The sequence below is a fragment of the Saccharothrix coeruleofusca genome, from assembly GCF_014648515.1.
Lineage (GTDB): Bacteria > Actinomycetota > Actinomycetes > Mycobacteriales > Pseudonocardiaceae > Actinosynnema > Actinosynnema coeruleofuscum.
Genome location: NZ_BMRG01000015.1, coordinates 77,925 through 95,619, shown reverse-complemented (window position 1 = coordinate 95,619; position 17,695 = coordinate 77,925). Strand labels below are relative to the sequence as shown.

20 protein-coding genes and 1 pseudogene are annotated in these 17,695 nt (G+C 75.0%); 15 read left to right on the top strand and 6 right to left on the bottom strand.

Features of this window, described 5'->3' with window-relative positions:
* A partial coding sequence (locus tag IEZ00_RS37260) for an ABC transporter permease subunit (RefSeq protein ID WP_229796158.1) occupies nucleotides 1–559 on the top strand: 559 nt, incomplete at its 5' end.
* Entirely contained in the window at nucleotides 556–1,734 is a 1,179-nt protein-coding gene (locus IEZ00_RS27935; protein ID WP_229796157.1) for an MDR family MFS transporter, read from the top strand. The genes IEZ00_RS37260 and IEZ00_RS27935, both read left to right, overlap by 4 nt.
* Nucleotides 1,735–1,792: 58 nt before the next feature.
* Here the strand turns inward: IEZ00_RS27935 and IEZ00_RS27930 are convergent, their stop codons facing one another.
* A complete protein-coding gene (locus tag IEZ00_RS27930) occupies nucleotides 1,793–3,151 on the bottom strand; it encodes an STAS domain-containing protein (protein ID WP_189226325.1) in 1,359 nt (452 codons plus the stop codon).
* A gap of 220 nt (nucleotides 3,152–3,371) precedes the next feature.
* Between IEZ00_RS27930 and IEZ00_RS27925 the strand changes: the two genes are divergently transcribed.
* The 4 genes from IEZ00_RS27925 (at nucleotide 3,372) to IEZ00_RS27910 (ending at nucleotide 5,671) form a co-directional block, all read left to right on the top strand.
* Nucleotides 3,372–3,611 carry a hypothetical protein gene (locus IEZ00_RS27925; protein WP_189226324.1) on the top strand — a complete coding sequence of 80 codons (240 nt, stop codon included), beginning with the start codon at nucleotides 3,372–3,374 and terminating at the stop codon, nucleotides 3,609–3,611.
* Between the two features lie 150 nt (nucleotides 3,612–3,761).
* The gene (locus IEZ00_RS27920; protein WP_189226323.1) at nucleotides 3,762–4,907 is read left to right on the top strand and encodes a carboxylate-amine ligase; all 1,146 of its coding nucleotides are present in this window, start codon (nucleotides 3,762–3,764) and stop codon (nucleotides 4,905–4,907) included.
* A gap of 52 nt (nucleotides 4,908–4,959) precedes the next feature.
* Nucleotides 4,960–5,121, top strand: coding sequence for a hypothetical protein (locus IEZ00_RS27915; RefSeq protein ID WP_189226322.1), 162 nt, complete (start codon nucleotides 4,960–4,962; stop codon nucleotides 5,119–5,121).
* Between the two features lie 181 nt (nucleotides 5,122–5,302).
* Nucleotides 5,303–5,671, top strand: coding sequence for an STAS domain-containing protein (locus IEZ00_RS27910; protein WP_189226321.1), 369 nt, complete (start codon nucleotides 5,303–5,305; stop codon nucleotides 5,669–5,671).
* Between the two features lie 71 nt (nucleotides 5,672–5,742).
* On the opposite strand, the gene IEZ00_RS27905 is transcribed toward IEZ00_RS27910, so the two are convergent.
* Nucleotides 5,743–6,885 carry a S1 family peptidase gene (locus tag IEZ00_RS27905; RefSeq protein WP_189226320.1) on the bottom strand — a complete coding sequence of 381 codons (1,143 nt, stop codon included), beginning with the start codon at nucleotides 6,883–6,885 and terminating at the stop codon, nucleotides 5,743–5,745.
* A 230-nt stretch (nucleotides 6,886–7,115) separates the two neighbouring features.
* Here IEZ00_RS27905 and IEZ00_RS27900 point away from each other — a divergent pair, with 230 nt between their 5' ends.
* From IEZ00_RS27900 to IEZ00_RS38205, 6 genes and pseudogenes are all read left to right on the top strand, one after another.
* Nucleotides 7,116–8,027 carry an AurF N-oxygenase family protein gene (locus IEZ00_RS27900; RefSeq protein WP_189226319.1) on the top strand — a complete coding sequence of 304 codons (912 nt, stop codon included), beginning with the start codon at nucleotides 7,116–7,118 and terminating at the stop codon, nucleotides 8,025–8,027.
* A 6-nt stretch (nucleotides 8,028–8,033) separates the two neighbouring features.
* Nucleotides 8,034–9,569 (top strand): FAD-dependent oxidoreductase, encoded by a 1,536-nt coding sequence (locus IEZ00_RS27895; protein ID WP_189226318.1) that lies wholly within the window; start codon nucleotides 8,034–8,036, stop codon nucleotides 9,567–9,569.
* Between the two features lie 169 nt (nucleotides 9,570–9,738).
* Nucleotides 9,739–9,894: an AfsR/SARP family transcriptional regulator gene (locus IEZ00_RS37255; RefSeq protein ID WP_229796156.1), complete on the top strand. Its 156-nt coding sequence runs from the start codon at nucleotides 9,739–9,741 to the stop codon at nucleotides 9,892–9,894.
* Between the two features lie 30 nt (nucleotides 9,895–9,924).
* Nucleotides 9,925–10,455 carry an AfsR/SARP family transcriptional regulator gene (locus IEZ00_RS37250; RefSeq protein ID WP_229796155.1) on the top strand — a complete coding sequence of 177 codons (531 nt, stop codon included), beginning with the start codon at nucleotides 9,925–9,927 and terminating at the stop codon, nucleotides 10,453–10,455.
* A gap of 600 nt (nucleotides 10,456–11,055) precedes the next feature.
* A pseudogene (locus IEZ00_RS38400) lies at nucleotides 11,056–11,160 on the top strand (hypothetical protein); the annotation flags it as partial.
* 72 nt (nucleotides 11,161–11,232) lie between these two features.
* Nucleotides 11,233–11,661, top strand: coding sequence for a tetratricopeptide repeat protein (locus IEZ00_RS38205; protein ID WP_506347077.1), 429 nt, complete (start codon nucleotides 11,233–11,235; stop codon nucleotides 11,659–11,661).
* Nucleotides 11,662–11,691: 30 nt separating this feature from the next.
* On the opposite strand, the gene pdxR is transcribed toward IEZ00_RS38205, so the two are convergent.
* Complete coding sequence (gene pdxR, locus IEZ00_RS27885) at nucleotides 11,692–13,125, bottom strand: MocR-like pyridoxine biosynthesis transcription factor PdxR (protein ID WP_189226317.1); 1,434 nt, start codon at nucleotides 13,123–13,125, stop codon at nucleotides 11,692–11,694.
* A 69-nt stretch (nucleotides 13,126–13,194) separates the two neighbouring features.
* Between pdxR and IEZ00_RS27880 the strand changes: the two genes are divergently transcribed.
* On the top strand, nucleotides 13,195–14,169 hold the full coding sequence (locus IEZ00_RS27880) for an aldo/keto reductase (protein ID WP_229796154.1): 975 nt from the start codon (nucleotides 13,195–13,197) through the stop codon (nucleotides 14,167–14,169).
* Between the two features lie 72 nt (nucleotides 14,170–14,241).
* Nucleotides 14,242–15,060, top strand: coding sequence for an SAM-dependent methyltransferase (locus IEZ00_RS27875; protein WP_189226316.1), 819 nt, complete (start codon nucleotides 14,242–14,244; stop codon nucleotides 15,058–15,060).
* Between the two features lie 20 nt (nucleotides 15,061–15,080).
* Here IEZ00_RS27875 and IEZ00_RS27870 read toward each other — a convergent pair whose 3' ends face one another.
* Complete coding sequence (locus tag IEZ00_RS27870; RefSeq protein WP_189226315.1) at nucleotides 15,081–15,353, bottom strand: hypothetical protein; 273 nt, start codon at nucleotides 15,351–15,353, stop codon at nucleotides 15,081–15,083.
* Between the two features lie 225 nt (nucleotides 15,354–15,578).
* Between IEZ00_RS27870 and IEZ00_RS27865 the strand changes: the two genes are divergently transcribed.
* The gene (locus IEZ00_RS27865) at nucleotides 15,579–15,974 is read left to right on the top strand and encodes a bacteriophage spanin2 family protein (RefSeq protein ID WP_189226314.1); all 396 of its coding nucleotides are present in this window, start codon (nucleotides 15,579–15,581) and stop codon (nucleotides 15,972–15,974) included.
* Nucleotides 15,975–15,992: 18 nt separating this feature from the next.
* Here the strand turns inward: IEZ00_RS27865 and IEZ00_RS27860 are convergent, their stop codons facing one another.
* Together IEZ00_RS27860 and IEZ00_RS27855 are read right to left on the bottom strand one after the other, a co-directional pair.
* On the bottom strand, nucleotides 15,993–16,979 hold the full coding sequence (locus IEZ00_RS27860; RefSeq protein ID WP_189226399.1) for a pirin family protein: 987 nt from the start codon (nucleotides 16,977–16,979) through the stop codon (nucleotides 15,993–15,995).
* 85 nt (nucleotides 16,980–17,064) lie between these two features.
* A complete protein-coding gene (locus IEZ00_RS27855) occupies nucleotides 17,065–17,661 on the bottom strand; it encodes a TetR/AcrR family transcriptional regulator (RefSeq protein ID WP_189226313.1) in 597 nt (198 codons plus the stop codon).
* Between the last annotated feature and the right edge of the window lie 34 nt (nucleotides 17,662–17,695).

Genomic DNA, 17,695 nt, shown 5'->3' with positions numbered 1-17,695 from the left:
CGGCGCGGCCGTCCTGGTGTGCCTGTGCTCGTACGCGGTGGCGCTGGTGCTGGGTTTCCTGCCCGGCGTGGCCCGCGCCGCGGCAGAGACCGTCAACGCCGTGCCACCGGTCATCGCGGGGCTGCTCGTCGCGGCCGCCGCGGGCCCCGGAGCCGAGGGCGCGTGGCTCGCCGTCGGGCTGGTGTCCTGGCCCGCGCTCGCCGCCCACGCCGCCGCGCTGGTCGAGGAGAACCGGGCCGCCGCCCACGTCGCCGCCCAGCGGGCGCTCGGCGCCCCGGCGGTGTGGACGCTGACCCGCCACGTGCTGCCCGCCGTGGCCGGGCCGGTCGCCCGGCACGCCGTGCTGCGCCTGCCGGGGGTGGCGCTCGCCCTGGCCTCGCTGGGTTTCCTCGGCCTCGGCGCGGCGCCGCCCACCCCCGAGTGGGGGCTGCTGCTGGGCGAGTCGCTGCCCTACGTCGAGCGGGCGCCGTGGGCGGCGCTGGCCCCCGCCGCGGCGCTGGTGGTGCTGGCGGTGTTCGCCGTCTCGTCGGCCGCGCTCGTCGGGCGGCGGGCGCGGTGACCACGACCGCCGTGGGCGCGACCGGCCTGGTCCGGCTCCTGGTCGTCACGCAGTTCGCCTTCAACGTCGGCTTCTACGCCGTGCTGCCGCACCTGGCCACCCACCTGAGCGACCAGCTGGGCTTGGCGGGCTGGTTGGTGGGGCTCGTGCTGGGGCTGCGCACGTTCAGCCAGCAGGGCCTGTTCGTGATCGGCGGCGCGCTGACCGACCGGTTCGGCCCCAGACCCGCCGTGCTGGTGGGCTGCGCGCTGCGGATCGCCGGGTTCACCTGGCTCGCGTTCGCCCGCGACGCCTGGCCCGTCCTCGCCGCGGTGGTCCTGATCGGCTTCGCCGCCGCCCTGTTCTCACCGGCGGTGGAGACCGAGATCGCCCGCCAGGCGGTCGACCGGGAGCGCCGCACCGGTGAGCCCCGCACCCGCCTGCTCGGCCTGTTCCACGCCGCGGGCCAGGCGGGTGCGCTGCTCGGCCCGGTGCTCGGCGTGCTGGCGCTGGGGTCCGGGTTCCCGGCCGCGTGCCTGGCGGGGGCGGGCGTCTTCGCGCTCGTCCTGCTCGGCCACTGGCGCCTGATGCCGCGCACGGCCGCCACCACCGGGCACCCGCGACTGGTCACCGCGCTCGGCGGTATCGCGCGCCACCGCGCGTTCCTGCTGCTCTGCCTCGCCTACGGCAGCTACCTCGTGCTCTACAACCAGATGTACCTGGCGCTGCCCGCCGAGGTCGGCGATCCCGCCGCGCTCGGCTGGCTGTTCGCGTTGTCGTCCGGGCTGGTCGTGCTCGGCCAGGTGCCGGTGTCGCGCTGGTCGGCGCGGGTGCTGTCCGCCGGGGCGGCGCTGCGCGCGGGGCTGGTGCTGGTCGCGGCGGGCTGCGTGGCGACCGCGCTGCTGCCGGGGGACGGCCCGCTGCCCGCGGCGGTGTTCGTCGTCCTGCTCACCGCCGGGCAGATGCTCGCCGTCCCGGCGGCGCGGGCCCTGGTGCCCGACTTCGCAGGCGACCGCGGGCTCGGCCTGCACACCGGCGCGCTGTCGTCGCTGTCCGGGGTGCTCGTCCTGGTGGCCTCGGCGCCGCTGGGCGCCCTGGTGGACCTGGGTGGCGCGACGCCGTGGCTGGTCCTCGCCGCGATCCCGCTCCTCGGCGCGCTGTGCGTGCCCCCGACTCGGCGCGAGCCGCCCGGCTGACCCCGCGAACCGAGCGTTCCGGCACCGCGAACCGAGCGTTCGGGACGCCGGGTTGTAGTTACCGGCCGCCGGAGGCGGGTCGGGTAGTACTTGCCGGTGCTTCGGGGGTGGGGAGGCGGTGGTGGGCCGAGCTGTGGTCGGGGCGGCGCTGTCGCGGCGGGTGCACGGTGGAGCCGACCCGCCGCGGCGGGGGAGCGGCCGGTTCCGCCTGCTGCCGCGCGCGCTGGTGCAGGTGTTCCAGCGCGTCCAGGACGGTGGTGCGCTGGTGCCACTGCAACCACCGGCCCGCCTCGGCGGCCAGGGCCTCCAGGCGGGCCAGTTCGTCCGCGGTCGGGACGTGACCCGCTCGGGGATGGCAGGTGGACACCACGGCCAGGCACTGCCCGGAGGGAGTGAGCACCGGTGTGCTGCGCACCGCCCGGACACCGGCCCGCACCATCAGCCCCTGCACGGGGTGGCCCGCCAGAGCGGGGTGGGCGGCGACGTCGGGGACGACCACGGATGACCGGTCGCGCAGCGCCACCGCGCACGGCACCTCCCCGCCCAGGACGTGGGCGAGAACCTCGACCAGTTCGGCGGTCAACCCCTGGTGCCGCTCCAGTCGCAGCTCCTCGGTCCCGTGCTCGACGTGGTGCACGCAGCCCGCCGTGGCCCCGGTGCACGACAGCGCCGCGTCCAGCAGCGACGCCAGCAGCGTCCGGGGCGTCAGACCGCGCCCCCGGTCCACCGGGGTGAGCACCGAGCGCGGAGCGGGCAGCCTGGTGCGGCCGGGGAACCACAGCGCGGCGTCGACCGAGGTCGGACGCGGTGCGTTGACCAGCGCGTCGGCCAGCACGCGCATCTTGACGTTGAACCGCTGCGAGGACTCGCCCAGCAGCCGCCGGGCGGTCTCCTCGTCGGCCAGCCGGTAGCGCTCCCGGAGGATGCCCAGCGCGTGCGCCATCAGCGGGCGGGTGCGCAGCTTGGCCCGCAGGTCGGCGACCTCGCGGCGCAGCCGGTCCACTTCCTCGGGCTGCTGCCCGTCGAGGACCGGGGAGGCGGCGGCGCGGTGCAGGGCGGCGTGCTGGGCGCCCACGGCCGCGCTGCGGCGCTCGAAGACCTCCAGCACGTCGGCGACCCGTGCCGCGTGCAGGGTGCGCTGCACCTCCGGGCCGCAGACCAGCCGCAGCCGCCGACCGCTGCCGGACAGGTGGTCGGCGGTGCGCAGCAGCGCCCGGACCCCGGCCGCGACGATGAGCCGCACATCGCTCATGTCCACGATCACGTCGTCATCGTGGGCGTCGACGAAGGAGATCAGCTCGTGCCGGAACGAGTCGACGGTCACGGCGTCGATCTCGCCGATCACCACCAGAACGGCGACGGACGAGCGGACCGCCGGTTCCGGAGCGACCCGCAGCACCCTGGAAGCAAAGGCCATGAAGTTTCCCCACAGGTCGTAGCGATGACGAGGCGCGCCACGCTGTTGGACCCGACCCACCGGAATCGCAACATAACAACACGTGACAGCACTTCGCATCCCGAGGGGGAACATCCGTCCCTTTCATCCGGGGACGGGCGGTTGCGGCGGCGCGGTGCGGGTACTCGACCGGGGCGTCAAGCAGTCGGCGCGGTTCCCCGGTGCACGAAGGACCTCGCCCATGGCTCCCACCCCTCGCCCCGCCCGCGGCGCGATCGTCACCTACCTCAACCCGGACGTGCTGGACCCGGCCCCCTTCCTGCGCGGTGTGATCAGCGGGACGCCCGTGGTCGACCCGGAGACCGCGCGGCACTGGGTGCCGGTGCGCAGGCCCGACCGCAGCGTGGTCGTGCTGGACGCCGCGAACATCGTCGAAGTCCTGGTGGACGACTCCTGGGCGGACCCCGGCCCGACGGCTTGACCGACGCGGGCCGTGTCCCGCTCGGGCGGGTCCGCCCGCGCGGACCCCTTTCCAGGGCGGTCCCGCCGCCTTCTTCCGACCAGGTGCGACCTCGTCCCGGTGAGCCGCCCGAGGACGGGCGGGCACCCCACGTCAACCCATGAGGACAGCATGACCGACTCCGGTTCCCCGACCACCCGCGCCGCCGACCTGCCGACCATCGGGGTGGAGGAGGAGTTCCTCGTCGTCGCCCCCGACACCGGTCTGCCCCTGCCGCTGGGCGGTGAGGTCGTCGGGCTGGCGCGCGGGTTCGGCGTGGACCTCCAGCCCGAGCTGACCCGAGTCCAGGTGGAGAGCAACACCCCGGTGTGCCGGGGGACGCGCGACGTGCGCGAGCACCTGCTGGCGGCCCGCTCGGCGGCCGCGGCGGCGGCGCTGCGGGCGGGTGGGCGGCTGCTGGCGGTCGGGGCTCCCCCGACCGGGCCCGCCCGCCAGCCGCTCACCGCCACCCCGCGCTACCGCCGCATCGGCCAGGAGTACGGGCTGCTGGCCGCCGAGCACGGCGTGTGCGGCTGCCACGTGCACGTCGCCGTGCCGGACCGGGAGACCGCCGTGCAGGTCTGCAACCACCTGCGGCCCTGGCTGCCGGTGCTGCTGGCGCTGACCGCCAACTCGCCGATCCACCAGGGCGTGGACACCGGCTACGCCAGCTGGCGCTCGGTGCTCACCGGCCGGTGGCCCTGCTCCGGCGCGCCGCCCTACTTCACCAGCGCCGACCACTACGACGCCGTGCTCGACATGCTCGTGGACAGCGGGACGCTGCTGGACGCGGGGATGCTCTACTGGGACGCCAGGCCCTCGGCGCACCTGCCCACCGTCGAGGTCCGGGTGGCCGACGTGCCCGCCACGGTGGACGAGTCGGTGCTGCTGGCCGCGCTGGTGCGCGCGCTGGTGACCACCGCCGTCCGGGCCGTCGGCCGGGGCGAGACGGCGCTGCCGATCAGCGACGCGGCGCTGCGCGCGGCTTACTGGCGCGCGGCCCGCGACGGCATCGGGGGCAAGGGGATCGACCTGTTCGCCAGCCGCCGCGTCCCGACCGTCCAACTGCTGCGCGCGCTGCTGCGCCACGTCCGGCCGGTGCTGCGGGAAGCCGGGGAACTGCGCGAGGTGAACACCCTGCTCACCAGGGTGCTGCACGACGGCAACGGCGCCGTCCGGCAGCGGCGGGCGCTGCGTCGGCGGGGGAGCCTGGAGGACGTCGTGACCGTCCTGGGCCGACACACCTTGCAGGACTGCGCACCGGAAACCGCGGCGTGACACCGCGGGGGCCGGGAAACCGTCATCGCGAAGCAGGAGGTGGACCGTCCTCATGACCGAATCCGACGACGCGCCGCTGAGCCCCGAGGCGCCGCGTCCACCGGGCACCCCGCACCTGGAGCAGTTGGACGTTGACGTGCCCGCGGTGCCGCGGGACACGCCGACCTCGCAGGACGTCACCGAGGAGGCCGGTGCGGTTGAACCGCCGGACTGAGCGGCAGGCGTCCCTCAGCCGACGGTGGGTTTGAAAAACCGATTACGGGGTAAGGGCGACCACCCCGTGTAAGGTCGGTTGCGCACCCGGCGTAATGCCGACAGCTGCGGAGATGTATTCGGGTCAGGCATTGTGCTCGAATGATGTACGCCGTGGTCTCCACCGACGAGGAGAGCCCGACTTGAACGAGCGCATCCCCCTTCGCGCCACCACCGACGAGCTGCCAGGCCCCATCCTGGCGATCCGCGTGTCCGGCGTGCTCGACGCGGAAACCCACCGGGCGGCCTCGGCCGAGGTCGAATCCGCCTTCGCCCGCAAGCCGGTCGCGGTCGTGCTGGACCTGACCGCCGTGGACTTCATGGGCTCGTCGGGCATCGCCGTGCTCATCAACGCCCACCACCGGGCGAACAGGCTGGGGATCGCCTTCGCCGTCGTGGCGAACACCCGCAGCGTGCTGCGCCCGCTGCGGGTCAGCCAGGTCGACGGGACGCTCGCGCTGCACCCGACGGTGGACGAGGCCATCGCCGCGGTGCGGCTGGTGTCCACCTGACGGCCTCCCGACGGCCCCGGTCGTACGGTCCGGGGTGGTCCCCGACGACGAGGACCACCCCGGACACGTGATCAGGCCGTGAGCAGGGTCAGGCCGTAGGTGGACAGGATCTCGTTGATCGGCTGGAACCAGGTCCGCCCGCCCGACGAGCAGTTGCCGTACCCGCCGGAGGTCACGCCCTGGGCCTGGTCGCCGGTGATGAACGAGCCGCCCGAGTCACCGCCCTCGGCGCACACGCTGGTGCCCGCCATCTGGTGCACGTCGCCCTCGGCGTAGTGGATGGTCTCGTTGCGGCTCTGGATCACACCGCAGTGCCACTGCGTCGTCGACCCGGAGCGGCAGACCGAGGTGCCCACCGGCGCCTCCCAGGAGCCGCGCACCAGCGCGTCGCTCACCTTGCCCCAGCCGAGCACCACCGGCACGTTCCACCAGCCGCCGCCGGTGCGCACCCACGCGTAGTCGTTGCCGGGGAAGGACGACCCGACGAACTCGCCCTGCCAGGAGCGGTCCCAGCCGTAGACCTGGGAGCCGGGCCGTCCGCAGTGGCCCGCGGTGACGTAGCCGCCGTGCACGGAGAAGCCGATCGAGCACCGGACGTTGCCGGTGTAGTACGGGTCGCCGCCGACGGTGCCCGCGGCGAACGGCACCGGCGCCGCGACCCCCTCGGTGTTGACCCGGATCGGGCCGAACTCCTTGGCGCGGTCCAGGAACCGGGCCACCTCGGAGGGCTGCTCGCCCTCCTGGACGTTGACCACCAGTTCGCCGGTGCGCGGGTCGGGGTGCCAGCTGGACACCGCGGTGGGGACGCCGCCCGCGGCCGACAGCGCGTCGACCTTGTCCTGCACCGCGTCCAGCTCGGCGGCGGTCCTGGGCGCCAGGTGCGCCCGTGCGCCGCGGGCCCGCACGCGCTCGGCGGCGGCGTGGTCGGTCACCGCGACCACGAGCTCGCCGCTGTCCTGGTCGAACCAGCTCCCGGCGAAGGCGCTGCCCGCCGCCGCTTGGGCGGCGGGGGCGAGCTGGGTGGCCCTGGCCTCTCTCGCGATCCGGGTGAGGGCCTGCTGCTCGGTCAGCCCGAACGCCGTCCGCATGGCGGAGACCAGGCCGGGGGACAGCTGGGGGGACGGCTCGGGGGCGGCCCCGGCCGCGGGGGCTTGCGCGGTGGCCGTGCCGATCAGCAGCGCGGCGACCGCGACGACTCGTGTCAACGTTGCCATGAGCTCGCGTACCTCCGTTCGCAGGGGGGCGCGCGGGGCTGATGGCCGCGCGCGCCCGAACAGGTGCTGAGAGCGCTCTCACCAACTGGTTCAGACCATGCCAACGCGCCCGGTGCGCGTCAACCCCCGGCGGAGCGCCCGCCCGCTGTGCGACGGGTGGTGCGCGAACGGATGATTGATGTTACCTTAGGTAACTGTTACGGCAGGTAACATTAATTCAGGGAGCCGTCATGACCAGTGCCGACACCCACGACCGAGCGGGCGCGTCCGAGCGCCGGGCGATGGCGCGCAGGTTGCTGGACTCGTCGCGGGCGCTGTCCTACGACCCGGTCCGCGAAGTCGACTGGCACACCCCGCTCGACCCGCGCCACCACGGCACGAGTCCGGAGTGGAGCACGCTGTACGGGACGTCCTACTGGGCCGAGATGACCCCCGAGCAGCAGCGCGAGCTGACCCGCCAGGAGGCGGCCTCGGTCGCCTGCACCGGCATCTGGTTCGAGATGATCCTGCAGCAGATGGTGCTGCGGGACTTCTACGCCAAGGACCCGACCGACCCGGCCTTCCAGTGGGCGCTGACCGAGGTCGCCGACGAGTGCAGGCACTCCATCATGTTCGCGCGCGGCGCCGCGAAGCTGGGCGCTCCCGCCTACCGGCCGCGCAGGCTCGCGGTCGAACTGGGCCGCGCGTTCAAGACCCTCGCCCGAGGGGAGGCCGCCTACGCGGCGATCCTGGTCGCCGAGGAGGTCCTCGACGTCATGCAGCGGGACTGGATGCGCGACGAGCGGGTGGCGCCCTTCGTGCGCACCATCAACAACATCCACGTGGTCGAGGAGTCGCGGCACATGAAGTTCGCCCGCGCGGAGACCAGGGAGCGGCTGCGTGGAGCGGGTCCGCTGCGCAGGCGGTTCAACGCACTGGTGGTGGCCATGGCCGCCTATTGCATCGTCACCAACATGGTGAGCGCCAAGGTCTACGCCAACGCCGGGCTCGACACCGCACGGGCGCTGCGCGAGGCCAGGGCCAACGAGCACCACAAGTCGATGCTGCGGTCCAGCTGCGCGGGACTGATGGACTTCCTCGCCTCCGCCGGTCTGCTCACCAGGGCGGCGACCTGGTTCTACAAGCGCGCCAACCTGATCTGAGCGGCCATGGCCTTCGCGATCACCCAGAACTGCTGCGGCGACGCCTCCTGCGTGGCGGTCTGCCCGGTCAACTGCATCCACCCCGCGCCGGGCGAGCCGGACTTCGGCACCACCGAGATGCTCCACGTCGACCCGCGGGCCTGCATCGACTGCGGCGCGTGCGCGGACGCCTGCCCCGTCGACGCGATCCTCCCCGTGGACGCGCTGACCGGGCCGCTCAAGACCTACGCGCGGCTCAACGCCGACTACTACGCCGACCGCGACCCGATCGCGGAAGCGGCCGACCCCGCGCCGAACTTCCACGCCTGGGGGCCACCGGTGTTCGCCCGCGCGATCCCCGCCGACTTCGCGCCGCTGGACGTGGCGGTGGTGGGCTCCGGGCCCGCGGGCATGTACACCGTGCAGGACCTGCTGCTGCACACCAACGCCAGGGTCACCCTCATCGACCGCCTGCCGGCCGCGGGCGGCCTGGTCCGCTACGGCGTGGCGCCCGACCACCCGGCGACGCGGAAGATCGGCGAGAGCTTCGCCCGCTTCCACGACCACCCCCGGCTGCGCCTGCGACTGGGCGTGGAGGTGGGCCGGGACGTCACCCCCGAGGAGTTGGCGGCGCGGCACGACGCGGTGGTCTACGCCGTCGGTGCGCCCTCGCCCCGCGCGCTCGGCGTGCCCGGCGAGGACCTGCCGGGCAGCCTCGCCGCCACGACCGTGGTGGCCTGGTACAACGGCCATCCCGAGGTGCCCGCCGACGCGGTGGACCTGTCGGCCGGGCGCGTGGTCGTGGTGGGCAACGGCAACGTCGCCCTGGACGTGGCCCGCGTCCTCACCGCCGATCCGGCCGCGCTGGCGGGCACCGCCATCGCGCCGCACGCACTGGCCCGGTTGCGGGCGAGCGAGGTCCGCGAGATCGTGCTGCTGGGGCGGCGCGACCCGGAGGCCGCCGCCTGCACCAGGTCGGAACTGCTCGCCCTCATCGAGCGGGACGACGTCGAAGTGGTGGTCGACGCCGAGGACCACCGCGCGCTGAGGGCCATCGACGCCGCCGCGCCCGCGGACAAGGCGGGGCTGCTGCGCGGCCTCACGCGGCGCGCCGTCGACTGGTCCGCCCCGCCCGCGCCCGGAAAGCGGCGCGTCGTGCTGCGCTTCCACTCCGAGCCCGTGGAGGTCGTCGGCGACGACCGGGTGCGCGGGCTGCGCGCCACCGGCCCGGCAGGCGAGGTCGAGATCGCGGCTGGGCTGCTCGTCCGGGCGGTCGGCCAACGCGGGAAGCCGTTGCCCGGCCTGCCCTTCGACGAGCGCACCGGCACCGTCCCGCACTCCGCCGGGCGCGTGCGGGGACTGCCGGGCACCTACGTCGTCGGCTGGATCAAGCGCGGGGCCAGCGGCGGCATCGGGGCCAACCGGGCCTGCGCCAGGGAGACGGTGGGCTCGCTCATCGCCGACGCCGTCGCGGGCGGCCTGCCTGCCCGGAACCGGCGTTCCGCCGGCTTCACCGCGCTGGCCTCCCGCTTGCTCCGGACACCGGCCCGCTCCCGGAGGTGACCTCCTTCAGTGAGGTGACGATGTCCGATCTGTCCTAAGAGGACGAACAAACACTACGTCCTCAATGGACTTAGCTGCGGCGGTGCTCGCGCAGGCGGGAGGGGGACGACCGCCGCTCCGGTCCTGCCGCTGGAACGCGGCAGGACCGCGCGGGCGCTACGGTCAGGTCATGTCCACGCGATTACGGGTGCTGGGCCAGGTCGAGGCGTGGGTCGACGGCACGCCGGTCGACCTCGGGCACGACCGGCAGCGGTGCGTCCTGGCGGTGCTGCTGGCCGAGGCCAACCGGGTGGTCGGCGTCGAGCAGGTGCTCGACCGCGTGTAGGCGGACCGCCCGCCGCACCGGGCACGGGGCGTGGTCAGCAGCTACGTGTCGCGGCTGCGGCGGTCGCTGGTGGGCAGCGGCGTGGAGATCTGGCGGCGCGGCGGCGGTTACGCCCTGCTGGTGGACCCCGAGCAGGTCGACCTGCACGTGTTCCGCGACCTGGTGGTCCGCGCCCGTGCCGAGTCCGACCGGGCGAAGGCGCTGGAGCGGGCGGTCGGGCTGTGGCGCGGTGCGGCCTTCGCCTGCCTGGACACGCCGTGGCTGGCCGAGCTGCGCGAAGGGCTGGAGCGGGAGCGGTTCGCCGCCGACACCGACCGGGTGGACCTCGCCCTGCGGCTCGGGCGGCACGACGCGCTGCTGCCCGAGCTGACCGCCCGCGCCGCCGCGCACCCGCTGGACGAGCGGGTGGCCGCGCAGCTCGTGCTCGCCCTGTACCGGGCGGGCCGCCAGGCCGAGGCGCTGGCCCACTGTTCACCGGGCGCACGGCCGAGCTGGCCCGGCTGGACGCCGTGCACCCCGCCGCGCCGCGCGACGGCGCGGCGGCAGGCGGGACGATCGTGATCTCGGCGATCGGCGGCGCGGGCGGCATCGGCAGGACCTGGCTGGCGGTGACCTGGGCGCACCGGCACGCCGGGCGGTTCCCCGACGGTCAGCTGTTCGTGGACCTGCGCGGGTTCAGCCCGGACAGCGCGCCGATGCCACCCGAGGTGGCGCTGCGCGGGTTCCTCGACGCCCTGGGGGTCGCGCCCGGCCGCGTGCCCGCCGACCCGCACGCCAGGGCCGCGCTGTTCCGCAGCCTGGTGGCGGACAAGCGGGTGCTGGTCGTGCTGGACAACGCCGCCGACACCGCCCGGGTCGTCCCGCTGCTGCCCGGCGGGAGCCGCTGCGCCGTGCTGGTCACCAGCCGCCACCGGCTGCCGGGCCTGGTCACCGGGCACGGCGCCCACCAGCTGCACCTTGACGTGCTGACCGACGAGGAGGCCCGCGCCCTGCTGACCGGCAGGCTCGGCGCCGGGCGGGTGACCGCCGAGCGGGAGGCGGTGGACGAGCTGATCGCGTTGTGCGACGGCTTCCCGCTGGCGCTGGGCATCCTCGCCGCCAGGGCCGAGGCCGAGCCCGTCGTCCCTCGGCCACTCCTACGCCGACCTCGGGCGCCACGAGGAGGCCATCGGGCACCTGGACCAGGCCCTCGCGCTGGCCGAGCGGCAGAACGACCCCCTCCAGCGCGGGCACACCCACCGGTTGCTGGCGCTGGTCCGGGAGTGGCGGGGCGATGACCGGCGGGCGCTGGAGCACGCCCGCCACGCCCTGGACCTCTATCGCGAGCTGGGACAGCCGGTGCGGCAAGCGCGTTCCCTCGACCAGGTGGGCTGGTACGAGGCCCGGCTCGGCGACCACGCCACCGCCCGCGCGCACTGCGCCGAAGCCCTCGTGCTGTGCCGCCGCCACGACGATCCCGACGGCGAGGCGAACACCCTGGACAGCCCGGGCTACATCGAGCACCACGACGGCGACCACCGGCGGGCCGTCGGGCACTACCGGCAGGCGCTGGCCCGGTACCGAGCCCTGGGCCACACCGCGATGGTCGCGGGCGCCCTCGACCACGTGGGGCTGCCCCTCGCCGCCCTCGGCCTGCGCGACGAGGCCCGTGCGGTGTGGCGGGAGGCGCTGGCGCTGTACCGGGACCTGGAGTGCGACGAGGACGCCGAGCGGCTGCTGCGGCGGCTGGAGGAGCTGGACGGCGCGGAGCGGGCCGTCACCGGGTAGGCGGCCACCGGATGGGCCGTCACCGCCTGCTCAACGGCCTCCCGGCCGCCCCGCGCGGTCGGGGCGGCTGTCGGCCACCGCCGCGGCGAGCACGGCCACCGCCTCCTCGACCGCCCCGTCGGCGAGGTTGCCGTAGCCGAGGACGAGGCCGTCCGCGGGTTCCCGGCAGGACACGCGGTAGACGCGCGGGTCGACCACGGCCAGGCCCCGCGCGCCCGCCGCCGCCACGACGCCCGAAGCGTCGACGCCGTCCCCCAGGTGCACCACCAGGTGCAGCCCCGCGGCCGACCCGGTGACCCGGCACCCCGGCAACCGGGCGCGCAACGCGGCGAGCAGGGCGGCCCTGCGGGCCCGGTAGCGCTGCCGCGCCGACCGCAGGTGCCGGTCGTAGCCGCCGGTGCGCACCAGGTCGGCGAACGCCAGCTGGTCCAGCACGGGCGGGCCGGAGCGGGCGGTGCCGCTGGTCCGCAGCGCGCGTCGCCACCGCGGCGCGGCCAGCACCCAGCCGATGCCCAGGGCGGGGGAGAGCGTCTTGCTGACCGAGCCGAGCAGCACCACCCGCTCCGGGCACATCCCCTGCACCGCGCCGAGCGGGCGGTGGTCGTAGCGGAACTCGGCGTCGTAGTCGTCCTCCACCACCACGCCGTCCACGCGGCGCGCCCACTCCACGAGCGCGGTGCGCCGCCGCGCGGTGAGCGCGACCCCGGTCGGGAACTGGTGGGCGGGCGTGGTGAGCACCGCCCGCACCTCCGGGACGCGGTCCAGCTCGGCCACCCGGATGCCGTGCTCGTCCACCGGCACCGGCACGACGGTCAGCCCGGCCTCCCGCGCCACGTGGTGCAGCCGGGGCCAGCCGGGGTCCTCGACCGCCAGGTGGGCGATCCCCTCGGCGCGCAGCGCCCGGAACAGCCGGGCGGCGCCGTCGGTGACGCCGGTGGCGACCACGACCGCGTCCGCGTCGGCCACGGCGCCCCGGCCGCGGCGCAGGTGCTCGGCCAGCACCCGGCGCAGCTCGGCGTGCCCTCCCGGCGGCGGGAAGCCCAGGTCCGAGAACGGGGTCCGGCGGGCGCGGTCGCGGACCGCCGCACCCCACCGGGCGCGTGGGAAGGCCCTCAGGTCGGGCAGGCCGGGGGTGAGGTCGAAGCGCGGCGGCGGGACCGGCGGGCCGTCGGCGTCGGGGAGCGCGGTGTCGGTGTCCGGGGTCCAGCGGACCCTGGTGGCCGACCCCACCCGCGTCCGCAGGTACCCCTCGGCGGTCAGCTGCCCGTACGCCTGCGTGACGACCCAGCGCGAGCAGCTCAGGTCGGCGGCCAGGGCGCGGCTGGGCGGCAGCGCGCTGCCCGTGGGCAGCCGCCCCGAGCGGATCGCCGCCCGCAGCGCGCGGGTCAGCCGCTCGTGCTTGGCACCCGAGCCGGTGAGGTCGAGCAGTACCTCCCACGCCAGATTGGTCCGGGATTCCGTCACGCGAATGGATCATAGGACCGGACCGCCCGCGCCTACCGTCGTCCGCACACGGACAGAGCGGAGGCTGATGTGGAGCTGCGGACCTTGGCCGGTGCGGGTGGCGGACTCGCGGTGAGCGCGCTGTGCCTGGGCACCATGCACTTCGGCACGAAGGTCGACCGGCGGAGCGCGTTCGCGATCCTCGACCGGTTCACCGAAGCGGGGGGCACGTTCATCGACACCGCCAACACCTACGCGTTCTGGGTGGCAGGCGGCACGGGCGCGGAGAGCGAGGAGCTGCTGGGCCGGTGGCTGGCCTCCCGCCGGGCCAGGGACCGGGTCGTGCTGGCCACCAAGGTCGGCGCCCTGCCCGACCCGCCGGGGGCGGCCTGGCCGCGACACGCGGAAGGGCTGTCCCACGCGGTGGTCCGGGCCGGGTTCGCCGCGAGCGCGCGCCGCCTGGGCACCGACCACCTGGACGTCTACTACGCGCACATCGAGGACCGCCGCACGCCCCTGGAAGCCACCGCGGCCGCTTTCGGTTCGCTGGTGACCGAAGGGCTGGTGCGGGTGGTGGGGTGCAGCAACCACGCGGCCTGGCGGGTCGCGGCAGCGCGCGAGATCGCCAGTGCCGCCGGGCTGCCCCGCTTCACCTGCGTCCAGCAGCGCCACACCTACCTGCGACCGCGACCGGGCGCGGAGTTCGGCGTGAACCCGCACATCAGCGACGAGCTGCTGGACTACGCGCGCGAAGAGCCCGACCTGGCGGTGCTCGGCTACTCGGTGCTGCTGTCGGGCGCCTACACCCGCGTCGACCGGCCGCTGCCCGACCAGTACGACCACGCCGACAGCACCCGCAGGCTGGCGGTGCTCGCCGAGGTGGCCGACGAGCTGGGCGCGACCCGCAACCAGGTGGTCCTGGCCTGGCTGCTGCGCGGCGACCCGCCGGTGCTGCCGGTGCTGGGCGTCAGCTCGGTGGCCCAGCTCGACGAGTGCCTGGGCGCGCTGGAGCTGGAGCTGGACGACGAACTGGTGCGCCGCCTGGACCACGCCGGGCAGCCCTGAGCGCCTCGGGGCGCACCGCGCGTCCTAAGGTGGGTGACCCGCACCACCCCGTCCCCGGAAGGTTCAGCGCCCGTGCCCTCCTCACCCTCCGAGCCACGCAGCGACGTCGACCTCAGCGTGCCCTCCGCCGCCCGCGCCTACGACTACTTCCTCGGCGGCGCCCACAACTTCGCGGTGGACCGCGAGTTCGCCGACCAGGTGCTGCGGATCGCGCCCTCGGTGCCCGCGGTCACCCGGCTCAACCGGTCGTTCCTGCGCCGAGTGGTCGAGTTCTGCCTCGACCAGGGCATCCGTCAGTTCCTCGACCTGGGCTCGGGCATCCCCACCGTGGGCAACGTGCACGAGATCGCCGCGCAGACCGACCCGGCGTGCCGCGTGGTGTACGTCGACTACGAGCCGGTCGCCTACGCCCACGCCAAGCAGCTGCTGGCGGGCCACCCGTTCGCCACCATCATCCAGGCCGACATCCGCGCGCCGGAGAAGGTCCTGGAGCACCCCGACACCCGGCGGCTGATCGACTTCTCCCAGCCGGTCGCGCTGCTGATGGTCGGCGTGCTGCTGTTCATCTCCGACGAGGACCGGCCCGCCGAGCTGATCGCGGCCTACCGGGAGCGGCTGGCGCCCGGCAGCTTCCTGGCGATCTCGCACATCGCCAGCGAGCAGGCCGCCCCCGAGCTCCAGGCCGAGGTGGGCAGGCTGGTGGACGCCTACGCCGCGGCGGACGAGTACGTGCACGTGCGCACGCACGCCGAGATCCTCCGCTGGTTCGAGGGCGCGGACCTGGTCGAGCCGGGTCTGGTCCGCTTGCCGGACTGGCGTCCGGACAACCTCGTCGAGCAGAAGAGCGTGGCGGCCCCGCTCGGCTACGGCGGCGTGGCGCGCATCCCGTGAGAGACCTCGTCGGGGTGGCCTCAGGTCATCCCGACGAGGATCAGCGCCAGCACCGCGACGCACACGGCGAGGGTGATCACGGCCCTCGTGGAGACCTCGGGGGAGCAGAACGCTTTCTTCTGCGACCGCCAGGCGGTCAGGAAGATCACGACGGCGAAGAGGGAGAGGAACACGCCGCCGACGCCCAGCAGCACGTAGCCGTCCAGGACGGTCAACCCGGTGCCGAAGGGCAGCAGGGCGGCTTGCGCGACGACCTTGACGTCGCCCGAAGCGGATCTCCGCGTCTCGCTCATGCGCGGCACTGTAACCCGCGCGACCTCGGGAACCGACGACATCCCGCGAGGACGCGGCTCGCTTGACAGCAGGGCGGTGTCTTGCCAACCTGGAGGTGCGGAGGGGAGTACCCACCCAGCCCGTGATCGTCATTACGACCGCTCGGCAGCGGTTCGGTCACGGCGCCACCGGCCACCGGTGGTAGGGGAGACCTCCGGTTCGCTGGAGAACCGGGAGGACCCACCATGCGCACCCCGATCCGTCTCACCGCCATCGCCGCCGCCTGCACGGCGGTCGTCGCCATGAGCGCCTGCGGCGCGGTCCAGGAAGCCGCCGACACGGCGAACGCCGTGGCCGACACCGCGACGACCGTCCAGGTGTGCGCGGACGCCCTGGCCGGGGCCACGGCCGCCCTCGACACCGCCGCACCGGAACGGGCCGTGGACCAGGCGCACGACGCCGCGGTCACGCTGACCGACCTGGCCTCGCGGGCCGCCGACACGACGGTGAACGAGGCCATCGCCGCCCTCGCCACCACCTTGCGCGAGGTGACGGTGCAGGACCTGGTCGGCAGGCCCGCCGAGTGGGTGCGGGTCAAGGCCGACCAGGTCGCGGCGCTGACCGCGGCCTGCGCCCCCTGACCGGGACCGGCGCGGCGCTCAGGGACGAGGGGCGTCGGACGCGGGCGGGTTGCGGCGGGGCCGGATGCGGGCGTGCGGCAGCGCGGGCGCGGGCAGGCGGGCCGTCCGGCCGCGGTAGCCCTCCACCCGGCCGAACCGCGCGGACCCGGCCTGCCACTCCTCGCGGTAGGCGGCGATCTCCTCGTGGCTGCGCGCCACGAAGTTCCACCACATGACCAGTTCCTCGGTGAACGGCGTGCCGCCGAGCAGGAGCACCCGCGCCGGGCCACGGCCGGTGTTGACCAGCTCCCACCGCGCGGGGCCCGGCGCGAGGTAGGCCAGTTGGCCGCCCCGCAGTTCGGCGCCGCCGACGGTGGTGGACCCGGTGTCCTGCAGGACGCCGTGCTCGAAGGACGGGTCGACGTCGAGCGCCAGGCGTGCGCCCTCGTCCAGGGTGATCTCGGCGCCCAGCAGCGGGGTGAAGGTCGGCACGGGGGAGGTGCTGCCCGCGAGGCTGCCCAGGAAGACGCGGAGGCGGGCTCCCGGCGGTCCGACCACCTCCGGGACGTGGTGGTGGAAGTCGCGGGCGGTGTTCCGGTGCGCGTCGGGCAGCGCGATCCACAGCTGCACGCCGTGCAGCGTGGTGGTGGCCCGCGTGGAGACCTCGGAGTGCGCGATGCCGTGGCCGCCGGTCATCAGGTTCAGCTCGCCGGGGCGGATCAGGCAGTGGGTGCCCAGGCTGTCGCGGTGCTCGATCTCGCCGCTGAACAGCCAGCTGGCGGTCTGCAGACCGGTGTGCGGGTGCGGTGCGACGTCCATGCCGCCGGTGGCGGACACCTCGTTCGGCCCGTAGTGGTCGGCGAAGCACCACGCGCCGATCAGCGACCGCTCCCGCTGCGGCAGGGTCCGGCGGACCCGCATGGCGCGCGGCCCGCCCAGCGGGACCTCGCGCGGCTCCAGCACGGTCGCGGTGCCGGGCCGGTGCGCGCACACCAGTTCGACGGGATCGACCTCGACGTTGCTCATGCTCCCCATCCAACACTCCACGGGCGGAGCCGGGGGAGTGTTGGACGGGCACGCCTGCGACGCCGCCTCGAGTGGTGGTCAGGAGTCAGCGCGGATCGCGTACCGCGCCGCCGATGACGGTGACGACCGTCCGGCGGACGGCTTGCGCGGTCGGCGCGGTGCCGGTCCGGTCGGCGAACAGCAGGTGCGCGGCCCCGATCAGGGCGGGGGCGAGGCCGTCGACGTCGGCGTCGGCGGCGATGCGGCCCAGATCGCGCTCCGCGGTGAGGTAGGCGGCGATCATCCCCACGGCCTCGGTCAGCACGGGGACGCCTGCGGGCCAGGTCCGGCGCAGTCGGGCGCGCAGCTCGTCCCGGAAGGTGATCAGGGGGACGACGGCCACCGCGACCGAGCCGAACAGGGCGGGCAGGAACTCGGCGAGGTTGTCCACGACGGTCCCGGTGCCCGCGCGCTCGCGCAGGTCGGCGGCCCCGGCGTCGAGCAGGCGCGCGCGGTCGAGCACGAACTCGGCGAGGAAGGCGTCGAAGTCGGTGAAGTGCCGGTGCAGCACGCCCTTGGCGCAGCCCGCCTCCTCGGTGACCGCCCGGCTGGTCAGCGCGCTGGGCCCGGCCCAGAGCAGGACGCGCTCGGCGGCGCCGAACAGCTGCTCGCGGACATCGCGGATGGCCACCCCGGTCGGCACCGTGTTCCCTCCTCGTGAGCCAGCCCGCTGTCGA

What these genes read in the sequence shown, in the direction of transcription:
- IEZ00_RS27930 (WP_189226325.1), bottom strand. Translation starts at nt 3,151, where the DNA reads ATGGCCTTTGCTTCCAGGGTGCTGCGGGTCGCTCCGGAACCGGCGGTC.
- IEZ00_RS27925 (WP_189226324.1), top strand. Translation starts at nt 3,372, where the DNA reads ATGGCTCCCACCCCTCGCCCCGCCCGCGGCGCGATCGTCACCTACCTC.
- IEZ00_RS27920 (WP_189226323.1), top strand. Translation starts at nt 3,762, where the DNA reads ATGACCGACTCCGGTTCCCCGACCACCCGCGCCGCCGACCTGCCGACC.
- IEZ00_RS27915 (WP_189226322.1), top strand. Translation starts at nt 4,960, where the DNA reads ATGACCGAATCCGACGACGCGCCGCTGAGCCCCGAGGCGCCGCGTCCA.
- IEZ00_RS27905 (WP_189226320.1), bottom strand. Translation starts at nt 6,885, where the DNA reads ATGGCAACGTTGACACGAGTCGTCGCGGTCGCCGCGCTGCTGATCGGC.
- IEZ00_RS27900 (WP_189226319.1), top strand. Translation starts at nt 7,116, where the DNA reads ATGACCAGTGCCGACACCCACGACCGAGCGGGCGCGTCCGAGCGCCGG.
- IEZ00_RS27895 (WP_189226318.1), top strand. Translation starts at nt 8,034, where the DNA reads ATGGCCTTCGCGATCACCCAGAACTGCTGCGGCGACGCCTCCTGCGTG.
- IEZ00_RS37255 (WP_229796156.1), top strand. Translation starts at nt 9,739, where the DNA reads ATGTCCACGCGATTACGGGTGCTGGGCCAGGTCGAGGCGTGGGTCGAC.
- IEZ00_RS27870 (WP_189226315.1), bottom strand. Translation starts at nt 15,353, where the DNA reads ATGAGCGAGACGCGGAGATCCGCTTCGGGCGACGTCAAGGTCGTCGCG.
- IEZ00_RS27865 (WP_189226314.1), top strand. Translation starts at nt 15,579, where the DNA reads ATGCGCACCCCGATCCGTCTCACCGCCATCGCCGCCGCCTGCACGGCG.
- IEZ00_RS27860 (WP_189226399.1), bottom strand. Translation starts at nt 16,979, where the DNA reads ATGAGCAACGTCGAGGTCGATCCCGTCGAACTGGTGTGCGCGCACCGG.